12 protein-coding genes and 1 pseudogene are annotated in these 14308 nt (G+C 32.3%); 2 read left to right on the top strand and 11 right to left on the bottom strand.

What is annotated here, in order from left to right:
* Positions 1-21: 21 nt before the first annotated feature.
* Positions 22-1431: an NADP-dependent phosphogluconate dehydrogenase gene (gene gndA, locus ACM595_RS02970; protein WP_002483219.1), complete on the bottom strand. Its 1410-nt coding sequence runs from the start codon at positions 1429-1431 to the stop codon at positions 22-24.
* Positions 1432-1499: 68 nt separating this feature from the next.
* Complete coding sequence (locus ACM595_RS02975) at positions 1500-2636, bottom strand: M20/M25/M40 family metallo-hydrolase (RefSeq protein WP_419744432.1); 1137 nt, start codon at positions 2634-2636, stop codon at positions 1500-1502.
* Between the two features lie 187 nt (positions 2637-2823).
* Between ACM595_RS02975 and prli42 the strand changes: the two genes are divergently transcribed.
* Complete coding sequence (prli42, locus tag ACM595_RS02980) at positions 2824-2922, top strand: stressosome-associated protein Prli42 (RefSeq protein ID WP_150873476.1); 99 nt, start codon at positions 2824-2826, stop codon at positions 2920-2922.
* 227 nt (positions 2923-3149) lie between these two features.
* Here the strand turns inward: prli42 and ACM595_RS02985 are convergent, their stop codons facing one another.
* The 9 genes from ACM595_RS02985 to ahrC form a co-directional block, all read right to left on the bottom strand.
* A complete protein-coding gene (locus tag ACM595_RS02985; RefSeq protein WP_002483217.1) occupies positions 3150-4139 on the bottom strand; it encodes an aromatic acid exporter family protein in 990 nt (329 codons plus the stop codon).
* A gap of 11 nt (positions 4140-4150) precedes the next feature.
* Positions 4151-4588, bottom strand: coding sequence for a bacilliredoxin BrxB (gene brxB / locus ACM595_RS02990; protein ID WP_002483216.1), 438 nt, complete (start codon positions 4586-4588; stop codon positions 4151-4153).
* A 233-nt stretch (positions 4589-4821) separates the two neighbouring features.
* Complete coding sequence (locus ACM595_RS02995; protein WP_069822002.1) at positions 4822-6105, bottom strand: dihydrolipoamide acetyltransferase family protein; 1284 nt, start codon at positions 6103-6105, stop codon at positions 4822-4824.
* A gap of 12 nt (positions 6106-6117) precedes the next feature.
* Positions 6118-7101 carry an alpha-ketoacid dehydrogenase subunit beta gene (locus ACM595_RS03000; protein WP_002483214.1) on the bottom strand — a complete coding sequence of 328 codons (984 nt, stop codon included), beginning with the start codon at positions 7099-7101 and terminating at the stop codon, positions 6118-6120.
* Positions 7094-8092, bottom strand: a complete 999-nt coding sequence (locus ACM595_RS03005; protein WP_069825887.1) for a thiamine pyrophosphate-dependent dehydrogenase E1 component subunit alpha — start codon at positions 8090-8092, stop codon at positions 7094-7096. The genes ACM595_RS03000 and ACM595_RS03005 overlap by 8 nt, the downstream gene beginning before the upstream one ends.
* Positions 8093-8108: 16 nt before the next feature.
* The gene (lpdA, locus tag ACM595_RS03010; protein ID WP_075339769.1) at positions 8109-9530 is read right to left on the bottom strand and encodes a dihydrolipoyl dehydrogenase; all 1422 of its coding nucleotides are present in this window, start codon (positions 9528-9530) and stop codon (positions 8109-8111) included.
* A 1041-nt stretch (positions 9531-10571) separates the two neighbouring features.
* Positions 10572-11468, bottom strand: a complete 897-nt coding sequence (locus ACM595_RS03015; RefSeq protein WP_002483211.1) for a phosphate acyltransferase — start codon at positions 11466-11468, stop codon at positions 10572-10574.
* 66 nt (positions 11469-11534) lie between these two features.
* The gene (gene recN, locus ACM595_RS03020) at positions 11535-13217 is read right to left on the bottom strand and encodes a DNA repair protein RecN (protein WP_041080642.1); all 1683 of its coding nucleotides are present in this window, start codon (positions 13215-13217) and stop codon (positions 11535-11537) included.
* A gap of 21 nt (positions 13218-13238) precedes the next feature.
* Positions 13239-13691, bottom strand: coding sequence for a transcriptional regulator AhrC/ArgR (ahrC, locus tag ACM595_RS03025; protein WP_037538396.1), 453 nt, complete (start codon positions 13689-13691; stop codon positions 13239-13241).
* Positions 13692-13916: 225 nt separating this feature from the next.
* On the opposite strand from ahrC, the pseudogene ACM595_RS03030 reads away from it, so the two are divergent.
* Positions 13917-14147, top strand: a pseudogene (locus tag ACM595_RS03030) (IS110 family transposase); the annotation flags it as partial.
* Positions 14148-14308 lie beyond the last annotated feature (161 nt).

The raw sequence follows: 14308 nt of genomic DNA on the forward strand, positions 1-14308 counted from the left end.
AATTAGAATTTTAAAATCGTATTATTCTTCAATCCATTGTGTATGGAAGACACCCTCACGGTCTTTACGTTCATAAGTATGTGCTCCAAAATAATCACGTTGTGCTTGAATTAAGTTAGCTGGTAAGTTTTCTGAACGATAACTGTCATAATAGTTAATACTTGCAGAGAAACCAGGTGTTGGAACACCATTTTGTACACCAGTTGCAACAACATCACGTAATGCGTCTTGATAATTAGTTACAATATCTTTGAAATATGGATCTAATAATAAGTTTTGTAACTCAGTATCATTATCATAAGCTTCTTTAATTTTTTGTAAGAATTGCGCACGAATAATACAACCTTCACGCCAAATCATGGCTAATTCGCCTAATTTTAGGTTCCATTCGTTATCTTCACTTGCTTTTCTCATTTGAGCAAAACCTTGTGCATATGAACAAATTTTACTCATATATAGTGCTCTACGTATTTTTTCTAAGAATTCATCTTTATTACCTTCGAATTTAGCATTAGGTCCATTTAATTGTTTTGAAGCATTTACACGTTCTTCTTTAATTGATGAAATGAAACGCGCAAATACTGATTCAGTAATAATTGTTAATGGAATACCTAATTCTAAAGCGTTAATTGAAGTCCATTTACCAGTACCTTTTTGACCAGCTGTATCTAGTATTTTTTCAACTAAAGCATCATCAGCGTTATCGTCTAATTTTGTAAAGATATCACCAGTGATTTCAATTAGATAACTTGATAATTCGCCAGCGTTCCAATCTTTAAATGTTTGAGAAATTTCTTCATGAGACATACCAAGTAAATCTTTCATCATTGCATAACTTTCAGCAATTAATTGCATGTCTGCATATTCAATACCATTGTGAACCATTTTGACGTAGTGTCCAGCGCCATTTGGTCCAATGTAAGCTACACAAGCAGCACCATCATCTGCTTTGGCAGAGATAGATTCTAATATGTCACTTACTTTATCAAAAGCAGCCTCTTGACCACCAGGCATTAATGAAGGACCAGTTAACGCGCCAACTTCTCCGCCTGATACACCCATGCCGATAAAGTTAACGCCACTTTCAGCAAGTGCTTTATTTCGTCTGATTGTATCTTGATAGTTTGTATTACCACCATCAATTAATATATCATCATTGTCTAATAATGGTAATAAGCTATCAATTGTTGCATCTGTTGCTGGACCAGCTTTAACCATTAATAAAATTTTACGTGGTTTTTCTAGAGAATTAACAAATTCTTCTATAGAGTATGTTGGATGTATGTTTTTTCCTTCAGATTCCTTAACCATTTCATCAGTTTTTTCTGAAGAACGATTAAATACTGAAACACTATATCCACGAGATTCAATATTCCAAGCAAGGTTTTTACCCATTACGGCTAAACCTACTACACCAATTTGTTGTGTCATTTAACTAACCTCTCTTATTAAAGTTTTCTAGTATATTATATCACAAAGCGATAATAATAATCACTTAATCAGTTCGTAGATTGTTGAGTAATTATTTCTACAATTTTAAGTAATTGTTTTGTTAATAAATTTAAAGCATTTATTGGCATGCGTTCTTCAGTTGTGTGAATGTTTTCATAACCTACGCCTAAAATAACAGTAGGAATTCCCAATTGATTAATGATATTACCATCTGATCCTCCACCTGCCATCACAGTGTTAGGTTTTAAGCCTAATGCAGTTGCACTTGCCTTTGCTACTTGAGTTACTGTAGCTTCGTCATGAATTTTAAAACCAGGATAGCTCTTAATGATTTCAACTTCAGAAGTACATCCATATTTTTCTGTCGTTTCTTCAAACACTGTTTTCATATGCTGTACTTGAGATTCAATACTTTTATCTGAATGAGAGCGTGCTTCAGCTTTAAGTGTAACTTTATCTGCAACAATATTTGTAGCAGAGCCACCTTCAAATCGTCCAATATTTGCAGTAGTATAGTCGTCTATTTGTCCTAATTTCATTTCACTTACTGCTTTAGCTGCTATATTAATCGCGCTTACGCCTTTACTTGGGGTACTCGCATGTGCGGTCTTTCCATAGATTGTAGCATTTACTTTCATTTGAGTGGGGGCATGTGTCACAGTTGTACCTACGCCAACACTGGCATCAATAGCATATCCATAATTGGCATCTAATAAGGTTTGATCTAATGCTTTTGCACCCTCAAGTCCTGATTCTTCACTAACAGTAATAACGAATTGGATTTGACCATGAAGTATGTTTTGTTCTTTTAAAACGTTTATACATTCTAAAATAGCAGCTAACCCTGCTTTATCATCAGCACCTAAAATTGTAGTTCCATCAGAATATATGTATCCATCATCTTTAATTTGAGGTTTTACATTTAAACCGGGGACAACAGTATCCATATGACTAGTAAAATAAATTTTATCTATATGATCTAAATTTGATGTAGCAGGTAAAGTGCAAATCAAATTGTTAGCACCTAAATTTTCATTTTTACTAGCATTATCTTCTTGAACTAATAATCCTAATGATTCAAATTGTGATTTGAGATGTGATTGAATCATTTGTTCATTACCACTCTCAGAATTTATTTGGACTAATTCTAAGAATGTGTCTAAAAGTCGTTGTTCGTTAATCATCTATAATTCCCCATTCTAATATTTATATGTCTTATAGTTCAGTTTAACGAATTATATAGAGCAGTAAAACTAATATGATTCAACGTATGTAGATGCTATGTGATATAATATGTATATAAATATATATTGATGCGTATTTAATTATGTGCATGATATTGATGAAATTAGATAAGTTGGAGGAATAATTTTGAATAATAATAAAGTATTAAGAGTTATTATCGTAGTTATGTTAATAGCTGTCGTTCTTGCATTAATCTTGACGAGCGTCGTGCCATTAGTAAATTAATCGTTAATGTATTAATAAATGTGTGTAAGTAATATAATTTAATAATCGCATTTAAAATGACTGAAACATGAGTATGATCTTTACTCAAATCTCATTTGAATTATATGAGTGTAGTAATTTGCTATTAGAAAAGCATATTAAAAATATCATCAATTTAGTTACTTATACCTCAAATCAATGAAACAGGCCGAGACAAATTGTTGTCCCGGCCTGTTTCATTGATTTGTTTAAATGGTAACTTTTTGATCGCTATGTAACCTTAATGAACCGAATTGTGATTTAACAGCCAAATAGGCTTCTAATTCATTTAATAATTGTAATAAACTTGCTCTCGTTCTAAATGATTCGTGTGTTGTGGGTAACTCTGCCTCATTCAGTTCTAATCTTATTTCATATAAAGAATGTAAACGTAATGCAGTATAGTCATTGCTATTTACATTCGTAGCTACTTCGGCAAATAAATTAGAAATCTTAGTTAACATACAGTCCTTTGTTTCAATATTTTCTATAATTAAAGCCATACGATGCAATAATTCTAATTGTTCTTCTCTCATATCAAAATAATGATAATAAGAGTTTTCGTTTCTAACAAAATGGTTTTTAACATCTCTAAACGCAATAGATTTTGCTTTACGAATCGTGAATTTTAATTGTTTGAAAGAAATATCAATCGATATATTAGGTTTTTGACATGTTTTGCTAAATGTTTCAAAAATTGCTGTGAACTGTTGTTCAATTTGTTGTTTATAATGCTTTAAATTGCTATCTAAACTAGGCATAATACTATTCATTAAAAAAGCTATTCCTAATCCGACAACGAGCAATAAAATTTCATTTATAAATAAATGTAAATCGATTGTTTGAGCATTAAACACATGTAATAAAATAACACAACTTGTTACCACGCCTTCTTGAACTTTAAATACCACAGTTAGTGGTATAAAAAACAATACGATGATGCCTAATACGATTGCATGTTGCCCTAAAAGGCTGAAAGCAATAGAGCCAAATATTAAAATCATAAAGCAAGATACAAAGCGTGATACAATGGCTTGTAGTGAATGTACTTTCGTATGCTTAATGCATAAAACAACTAAAATAGCGCTTGAAGCAAAATTATCAAGGCCAATTAATTTGGCAATAATGATACCAAGCGCCATTCCAACAGCAGTTTTAATTGTTCTAAATCCAATTCTATAGGGATTTAAACTAATCATTTTTTACGCCTCTATTTTTCGACACAATAATTATCGAATAAATTTTGTAATTGTGTGATGACGTTCATTACGTCATGACCTTCTATTTGATGTCTTTCTATCATTTCAGTTACTTTACCATCTTTAATCAATGCGAATGAAGGACTTGATGGTGCATAACCTTCAAAGTAATCTCTAGCACGTTGAGTTGCTTCCTTATCTTGACCCGCAAATACTGTTACTAAACGATCAGGTAATTTATCATAATGTAAAGCATGTGTTGCTGCTGGTCTAGCAATACCGCCTGCGCAACCACATACAGAATTGACCATTACTAAAGAAGTGCCTTCTTGTTTTAATACATTATCCACTTCATCTGCACTAGTTAATTGTTCATAACCAGCTTCTTCAATTTCATTTCTAGCTTGATTAACAACGTCTGTCATATATAAATCAAAATTTAAGTCCATAATCAACTTCACCCTTCATTTCTAGATTAATACTTTTATTCTACTAATATATATAGAATACTTCAACAGGTGTGCGTTATATTGTATCATTTCCTAATATTTAAATAATCATTTTAAATCAAACCTGTTCATTTAATTAATGATATAAAAAAAGCACAATCACATGATATATAACATTAAGTTTGATATCACATGATTATACTCTTATCTAACATTGGTCAATTTTTTTTATATTAATAAATGCTCGTATGTTCTATTGAATATTGTTCAATACGTGTTTTAACGAAATTCATAAATCTACCAGCTTGTAAGCCATCTAAGATACGGTGATCAATTGAAATACATAAATTGACCATATTACGAATAGCTATCATATCATCAATAACAATTGGTTTTTTAATAACTGATTCAATTTGTAGTATCGCCGCTTGAGGGTGATTGATGATACCCATTGATGAAACTGAACCAAATGTTCCAGTATTATTTACAGTGAATGTTCCACCTTGCATATCTTCTGAGCGTAATTTTTTATTTCTAGCTTTTTGTGCTAACTCATTTATTTCTCTAGCAATACCTTTAATTGATTTTTCATCAGCATTTTTAATCACTGGCACATATAATTTATCTTCATCTGCCACAGCAATCGAGATATTCACATCTTTATGCATAACGATTTCTGAATCTTGCCAACTACTATTAAGTAATGGATATGCTTTTAATCCTTCAGCCACAGCTTTAACGAAGAATGCGAAAAATGTTAAGTTGTAACCTTCACTTTCTTTAAAACTTTGCTTATGATAATTTCGCGTTTTTACTAAGTTAGTGGCATCTGCTTCTACCATCATCCATGCATGTGGTATTTCATTTACACTATTGACCATATTTTGCGCGATTTGTTTACGAACGCCATTTACAGGTATAGATGAACCAGGTGATGGTTCATTATATACTGCTTGTTTAGAAACTTTAGGCGAATCTTTAGGTGAAATGATATTAGAAGACGTTTTACTTGTACCTTCTTTGATTGCTTTTTCAATATCTTTTTTAGTTACACGACCTTCGAAACCAGTACCAACAACTTGTGATAAATCGATATCATTTTCAGAAGCTAATTTAAATACAACTGGAGAATAACGACCATTATTTTTAGCTTCACTACTTTGAGCATTAGCAGATTGATTTGTTAATTCACTATCCTGATGATCTTTTTCAATATCTTCATTTGATGTATTATCTTGCGTTTCTGATTCTGTCTCATTTTCAGTGGCAGTTTCAAGTGTTTGGTCGTCTGCATCTAATATGCAAATGACTTCGTCAACAGCAACAGTAGTACCTTCATTTACGATTATTTCACGAATTGTGCCGGCGTATGATGAAGGTACTTCTGCAGTTACTTTATCAGTAATAACTTCGCATAGTGGATCATATTCTTCAACTTTATCGCCTACTGAAACTAACCACTGTTCTATTGTGCCTTCATGCACACTTTCACCGAGTTTAGGCATTTTTATTTCCATTATAGTGCCTCCTTAGAATTCTGCGAGTTCACGCATTTTAATTTTTATCTTATCTGGATTAATCATAAACTCATCTTCAAGTGGTGGTGCGAATGGCATAGAAGGAACATCAGGTCCAGCAAGTCTCATAATTGGTGCGTCTAAATCGAATAAACAATTTTCTGCAATAATGGCAGCAACTTCAGAAATGACACTACCTTCAAGATTATCTTCAGTAACTAACAACACTTTACCAGTTAATTTGGCTCTTTCAATAATCGTTTCTTTATCTAATGGATACACTGTACGTAAATCAACTACTTCAACATTGATATCATCTTCAGCAAGCATATCAGCTGCTTGAATACAATAATTCACACAAAGTCCATAAGTGAATACTGTAATATCATCACCTTCACGCTTAACATCAGCTTTACCAATTGGCACCGTATAATAAGATTCAGGTACTTCCTCTTTTAATAACCGATAAGCTTTTTTGTGTTCGAAATATAACACTGGGTCATTAGACTCTATTGATGACAGTAAAAGCCCTTTTGCATCGTAAGGTGTAGAAGGAATTACGATTGTTAGACCAGGTGTGTTAGCAAAAATAGATTCGACACTTTGTGAATGATAAAGCGCACCGTGTATGCCACCACCAAATGGAGAGCGAATCGTAATCGGACAATGCCAATCATTATTTGAACGGTATCTCATTTTTGCAGCTTCACTCATAATTTGATTTGTGGCTGGTAAAATATATTCAGCGAATTGAATCTCTGCAACTGGTCGTTTACCTAACATCGCCGCGCCAATACTAGTACCAACAATATTAGATTCTGCAAGTGGTGTATCTAAAACACGTGCTTCACCATATTTTTGTTGTAAACCTAAAGTAACACCAAATACACCGCCTTTTTTACCAACATCTTCACCTAAGACGAATACGTCATCATCCTTAGCCATGGCTTGATCTAATCCTTGTTGAATTGCTTCTAAATAGCTTAATTTAGGCATTGATTGAGCTCCCTTCTTCGTAAACGTGTGTGTAAGTTTCTTCTGGAGATGGATAAGGTGCTTTTTCAGCCTCTTTTGTTGCTTGGTTTACGATTTCTTTATGTTCCGTTTCGATTTTTTCTAACCATGCTTCATCGATAATACCTTCTTCAAGCAGAAATGTTTTAAATTTGAAGTTACAGTCTAAGGATTTTAAACCATCTCGTTCTTCTTGAGTACGATACTTGTCATCATCATCTGATGAGTGCGCAGTCATTCTAGTACACATAGCTTCAATAAGTGTTGAACCTTCACCATTCAATGCACGTTGACGCGCTTCTTTCATCACTTTGTACATTGCAATGGGATCATTACCGTCAACATGTTCCCCGTGCATACCATAACCAATGGCACGGTCAGATAATTTTTCAGCACCATATTGCAAAGAATCAGGAACAGATATGGCATATTTATTATTTTCTATTACACAAATAAAAGGAAGATTGTGGACGCCAGCAAAGTTAAGGCCTTCATGAAAATCACCTTGGTTCGAACTTCCTTCACCAACCGTTGCCATTGCAATATTTGGTTTTTTATCCATTTTTAAAGCTAACGCTGCACCTACAGCATGTACAATTTGTGTCCCGACAGGTGAACTCTGTGATAATATACCTTTTTCTCTTTTCCCAAAATGAGAAGGCATTTGTTTACCACCAGAGTTTATATCATCACGTTTACCAAATGCAGCCAACATTGAGTCTAATGCTGTCATACCCATATAAGTTACAAATGCTAAGTCTCTGTAATAAGGTGAAGATATATCACCTTCACGCATAGCATATGCCATCCCAATTTGAGTAGCTTCTTGTCCTTGACAACTAATGACAAATGGAATCTTCCCTGCGCGATTTAATAACCACATGCGCTCATCTATTTTACGACCTAAGTCCATCCATTTATACATCGTTTGTAAGTCGGACGCTTCAAGTCCAACTGATTTATAATCAAACATCTTATTTCCTCCTTAATTAAACGTGAATCGATCTGTTTTCAACTTTTAAGCCTAGTTCCATTAACACTTCTGAAAGTGATGGATGGGCATGTGTTGTTAATCCAAGTTCTAAAGTTGATCCATTCATAAATTGCAACAATGATACTTCGTTAATTAATTCTGTTACATGAGGCCCAATCATATTTAAGCCAAGTACAGTATCATTATCTTGATCGATTACGATTTCGCAAAAGCCATTTTGATTTGTAACATTTTCAATAACTGCCTTACCAATCGCTTTAAACGGCACTTTAAAAGCTTTTGCATTTAAGTTATTCGCTTTTGCTTGTTCTAGATTTTGTCCAATACTCGCTACTTCAGGTTGTGTGTACACACATTTTGGCATCTTATTATAATCCAATGGTAAAGGTGATTTATCAAACATATGTTCAATTGCTGTAGTACCTTCTTTAGAACCTACATGAGCAAGTTGTAACTTTCCAATGCAATCACCTGCTGCATATATATGTTTGTCCTCTGTTTGTTGGAATTCATTGACGATAATATGATTGCTATTAGACAATTTTATTTTTGTGTTATTTAAGCCAATATCTTCAGTATTTGGTTTGCGACCAATTGCCACTAAAGCTTTTTCAAAATGAGTGACTTCTTCATTTAATTTAATATCAATACCTGTTGCTTCAATTGTAATTTGCGATTCAGTAAGTTGTGTACTTTCATAAAACGAAACACCGCGTTGTGTTAATTCTTTCTTTAATGTATTGGCAATTGTTTTACTTTCAGTTGGTAAAATACGTTCTCCTGCTTCGATGACCGTTATGTCTACCCCCAAATCAGTCATTAAAGACGCAAATTCTAAACCTATAACACCCCCGCCAATAATGGCTAGTGATTTAGGTAACGCTTCTAATTTTAAGATGTCATCACTAGATAAGACGATTTTATGATCAAACGGCAAAAATGGTAAGTTCATTGGTTGTGATCCAGTAGCGATAAGTACATTGTTATTAGGTATTAATTCTGATTCACCATTTTCAAATTCTACAGATACTGTACCACTTTGAGGTGAAAATATAGAAGGACCTAATATACGGCCAACGCCATTAAACACATCAATTTTATTATGTTCCATCAAATGTGTTACACCATTAAACATCTGATTGACGATATCATTTTTTCTTGATTGCATCTGAGAAAAGTTAACTTTAAAGTTATCCACATCCACACCATAATCAGTAGCATTGGATATTGTCCTCATAACTTCTGCGGATTTTAATAATGCTTTTGTCGGTATGCATCCTTTATGTAAACAAGTTCCACCTAAAAGCGATTGCTCTACAAGTGCCACTTTTTTTCCTAGCTGTGATGCTCTAATTGCAGATACATAACCTGCAGTGCCTCCACCTAGTATCACTAAATCATATTTTTCTTCTGACATTTTTTTGCTCCTAACTATAAACCTCAGCAATTTCAGCTATTGTTAATACTATTCATGTACCTATTGCCATAGTTGCCTTTGCGCTGTAACCTGGATAAATAGGTTCTATTGTAATCCAAGAAACTAAGATTTTTAATTTTTCTAAACCCTGTTCTTTAAATTTTAATGCCTCATGTAAACCATTCGACTCGTTTCAGCTTAATACGCCTATGTAGCTCCATGTAACGATTTTCACTTTTTGACTCACTCATATATCGAAAATATATTAATTATATGGCTTAGATAATTATTCAGTTGATTAGTAGTATTCAATCAATTGTTTAGAACACACTAATGAAACCACCTTTTTACTTAAAAAGTGATTCATTTCTTTAAGTGTAAAATTGTAATTGTATCATCTGGTTTTTGAACATTCCCGCTACATACATTTAAAAGTCATGTACTAGATAATTAATCATCGTTATCGAATATATTTTCAATTTTTTATGAACCAACTGTAATACAATTTCAAAAAAGTATGTCAATAACAGTGATATCAAGATTAAATCTTTAAATAAACATTACCTTTTAATCAAGCAAACACTTTTGAAATTAATACGTGAAAATGTCGGCATTCTTTTCCCTAAGATATCTTCCTATCGTTATAATCATTAATGCCTCAATGACTATAAGCGCATCGGTAAAAAACATCATTAATGAACATCTAAAACTATAAACAATAATACCACTCAGTTTCGCTACATGTACACCATATTTAAAAATTTTAGGCGAATGATCAACTTGCGTTAAATAGAATGTCAGGACGTCCCCATATCATAAACACAACTGTAATTTAATTTTTAATGTTATACGGAATACCTTGGTTCATTTAAAGTGAAAATATTGATTGATGCTACATGAATTCAAGTTTTAAGTTTTCAAAACTACGGTAATATTAACCAATTTATGATATCCATTTATATTTTACATCAATTAAAGGCATTATAAAATTAATAACCTATCCCGAAAAATATAATATGACACTTCAATAGAAAAATTACGTTAGTTTAACACTTTTAGCGCTAAAAGTAAGGAGTCTAATTTATTTTGCTTTGTATCTGAACGAGATGTTAATACGATTGGAAATTTTGCCCCTAATATTAAACTTGCAACGCGTGCTTCTCCGAAATAAGTGAATGATTTATACAATGCATCACCAACATCAATATGTGAAACGAGTAATGCGTCGGCGTCCCCTGCAACCGACGATTTAATATTTTTCTTAATCACGTTTTGCATACTAATTGCATTTTCAAATACAAAAGGACCATCAACGAATAAAAATTCCGATTGTTTCCGACTGAAAATTTGCTTTAATTTCACAGCATCCAAAGAAGATTGTATTTTTTTAATTGGTTTTTCTACAGACGAAAGCAAGGCAATTTTAAATTTTACATAACCCAGTGACATTGCAAATTTTGATAAATTATTAATTATTTGTTTCTTCTCTTCAACTGTAGGACTAATATTAAAAGCTGAATCGCTCAGCATAAGCGTTTTGTGATAATTAGGGATGTGAAAACATGCTACGTGATTTAAAAAACCATGATAATCAACAAAATTTTTATTGCCTAATACAAATGTTAATAAAGTTGAAGACGCAATATTTCCCTTCATTAATAAAGACGCTTTACCAGTAGCTAAATCATGTGCACACTGTTGAAATAATTTGTTCTCATCCTCAAATGTTAGGATATGAATTCTATTTAATATTTGTACTTCGACGTCAAATGACCGGATAATTTCGGTAGGGTCTTGCGTATCATAGAGATAAACATCAATATCTGTTAGCGATAATGCATCTATAACGACAGATAACATTTTTTCATCGTTGGCAAATAAAATGGCAACATCACCTTTTAACACTTTTTTAGGCTCAATTAAATGTTGATATTGCATGAAAATCAACACCTTTCTTATTTTATAAAAATAATTTTTATAATAAATTAAGAAATTACATTTTGCTTATTCACGTAAACGTTGGTTTTGCTCAATCATTTCTTTCGCATTTTGACGTGTGAGTTCTGTAACGCTTGCGCCAGATATCATCCTTGCTATTTCCGTTACACGTTCATCGCCAGATAATTCATGTACATGTGTAGTTGTACGGTCATCTGTAGTGTCTTTGCTTATAAATAGATGGTGGTCGCTCATCGTTGCTACTTGTGGTAAATGTGAAATACATATAACTTGAATATAAGTAGCTAAGTCTTTCATTTTTTCTGCCATTTTTTGTGCAGCTTGACCAGAAACGCCAGAATCAACCTCATCAAATAATATTGCTGTTTGACCTCTTGTTTTGACAAAAATGGTTTTAAGCGCCAACATAATTCTAGATAATTCGCCTCCAGATGCGATTTTGTTTAAACTTTTAAGTGGCTCACCTTTATTAGGACTAATTAAAAATTCAACAAATTCAATACCTTCACGATTTGGAACATCTAGTGGTTTGAATGAAATTTCTAAGTTAGCATCTTTCATTTGTAAGTTTTGAATTTCTTCTACAATATGATTTCTTAATGTTTGTGCAACACTACGTCGCTCTTTAGATAATTGTTCACCTAAATTAATTACTTTATCGTATAACGTATCAATTTCTTGTCTTAATTGAGAGGTACTTTCTTCATAATTCTCAATTTTATCAATTTCATTAGCCAGTTTACTTTGATAAGTAATAAGTTCACTAATATCCTTGCCATATTTTCTTTTCAAATCGTTGAGTACATTCATTCTAGACTCTAGTTCATTTAAATATTGTTCATCAAACTCTGTATTCGTTAATTCATCATATAACTGATGTTTAGCGTCTTCTAAGGTGTAATAAAATTGATCCACCTCTTCTTTCAATGAATCATATTTTTCAGGTAATATATGACTAATTGATTGTAATTGATTACTTAATTCATATAATCGATCTGTTATTGCATGTTCATCAGTTAATGTGAGGTGTGCATTATTTAATGCTAAGTTTAGGTTTTCAGAATTTTGTATACGTTTAATATCAGTTTCGAGTTGCTTAACTTCACCTTCAACCAAATTTGCTTCTTGTAATTCTTCATGTTGAAATTTCAACAAATCTAAACGTTGTAATAAAGCCTGGTCCGCAGACTCTAAATCTTCTAGTTCTTTCTTTTTGGCTTTGTACTGGTCAAAAGTAGCCACATACGAATTTAGTAATTTCTTATATTTGTCTTCAGCATAATTATCAAGAAGTTGCAGATGATATTTTTGTTTTAATAGTGTCTGTGTTTCGTGCTGACCGTGAATATCTAGTAATTCTTGCATAATCTTACGTAAATCTTGTAGAGTTACGATTTGATTATTAACTCTGCACATACTCTTGCCAGTACTGAAAATTTCTCTTTTTACTAGAAGAAAATCTTCGTCGATATCAATATCTAGAGCTTCTAATATAGAAATTGCTTCCTTGCTCTCATCAATATCAAAAATACCTTCAATAATGGCTTTTTTTGCACCATGTCGTACATAGTTAGATGAAGCACGCATGCCAATTAATTGACCAATTGCATCAATTATAATTGATTTACCAGCACCTGTTTCACCACTTAGGACAGTTAATCCATCACCAAAATGAACTTCGAGTTCATCAATAATTGCAAATTGTTTTATAGATAGCGTTTGGAGCATCCTTTTAACACTTCCTTATACTTATAATAAATTAAAGATGCGTTTTTTAATCTTCTCGCTTGCAGCATCATCTCGACAAATAATTAAACAAGTATCGTCACCACAAATTGTACCTAATACCTCTTCCCAATCGATTTGGTCTAATATTGCACCAATAGATTGCGCATTACCTGGTAGTGTTTTTAATACTAATAAATTACCGGTTCCATCAATATTTACAAATGAGTCAATTAAATAACGACCCAATTTTTCTAAAGGATGATATTTTCTATCATTTGGTAAACTATAAACATATTGCCCCGCTGGCGTGGGAACTTTTATAAGTTGTAGTTCTTTAATGTCTCTAGAAACGGTCGCTTGGGTAACATTTAATTCATATTCATTTAATCGCTTTACTAATTCATCTTGTGTTTCAATTTTTTCATTTGAAATTATTTCTCTTATTTTTATATGTCTTACCGATTTTTTAGCCATATATAGCACCTCTATAAACGAATATTTATACATTGATTTTACCACAAGCCATAGCATTCGACTACTAAAGACGGTTTGTAATTTTACTTACTTAAATGGATATTCCGTTGTAATTATAGTCTTGACAATACTTTTTCAGTGATTCTAAATATGAAGCATTTCAATCATGACTTATATCATATTATGCGTATGCTGAATATTTATTGAATAGTACAAAACTAAATAAAACAAGGAAATAAAAAAACGGAGACCGTTATTTTTCATTGTGATCAATATAATTCGGAGTCAGCGACATTACGATAATCACATTATTGATTATTACTATAAATTAAAAAGCAGCCTCATGAGAAAACTCATAAGACTGCCATGGTAGCTTGTATGAATCGCTTGTTAAAAACAATTCATTATTTAGTTACCAATAATAAGCAATATGACTATCAAATGTCCCCACATTAAAATAATCATAATTACAAATATAGATTAACACCTTATTTAAAAATATTAAATCATAAGGTTTATTTAGTATACTTAATTTACTATATAACCAGTTGACTAATCGTAGGAAAGAGTCCGAAACATCCATTTTTGTCCCAGACTCTTAAATAAACACATTTGAT

Source organism: Staphylococcus sp. LKG3-1 (assembly GCF_048568385.1).
In the GTDB taxonomy this organism is placed as follows: Bacteria; Bacillota; Bacilli; order Staphylococcales; family Staphylococcaceae; genus Staphylococcus; species Staphylococcus saprophyticus.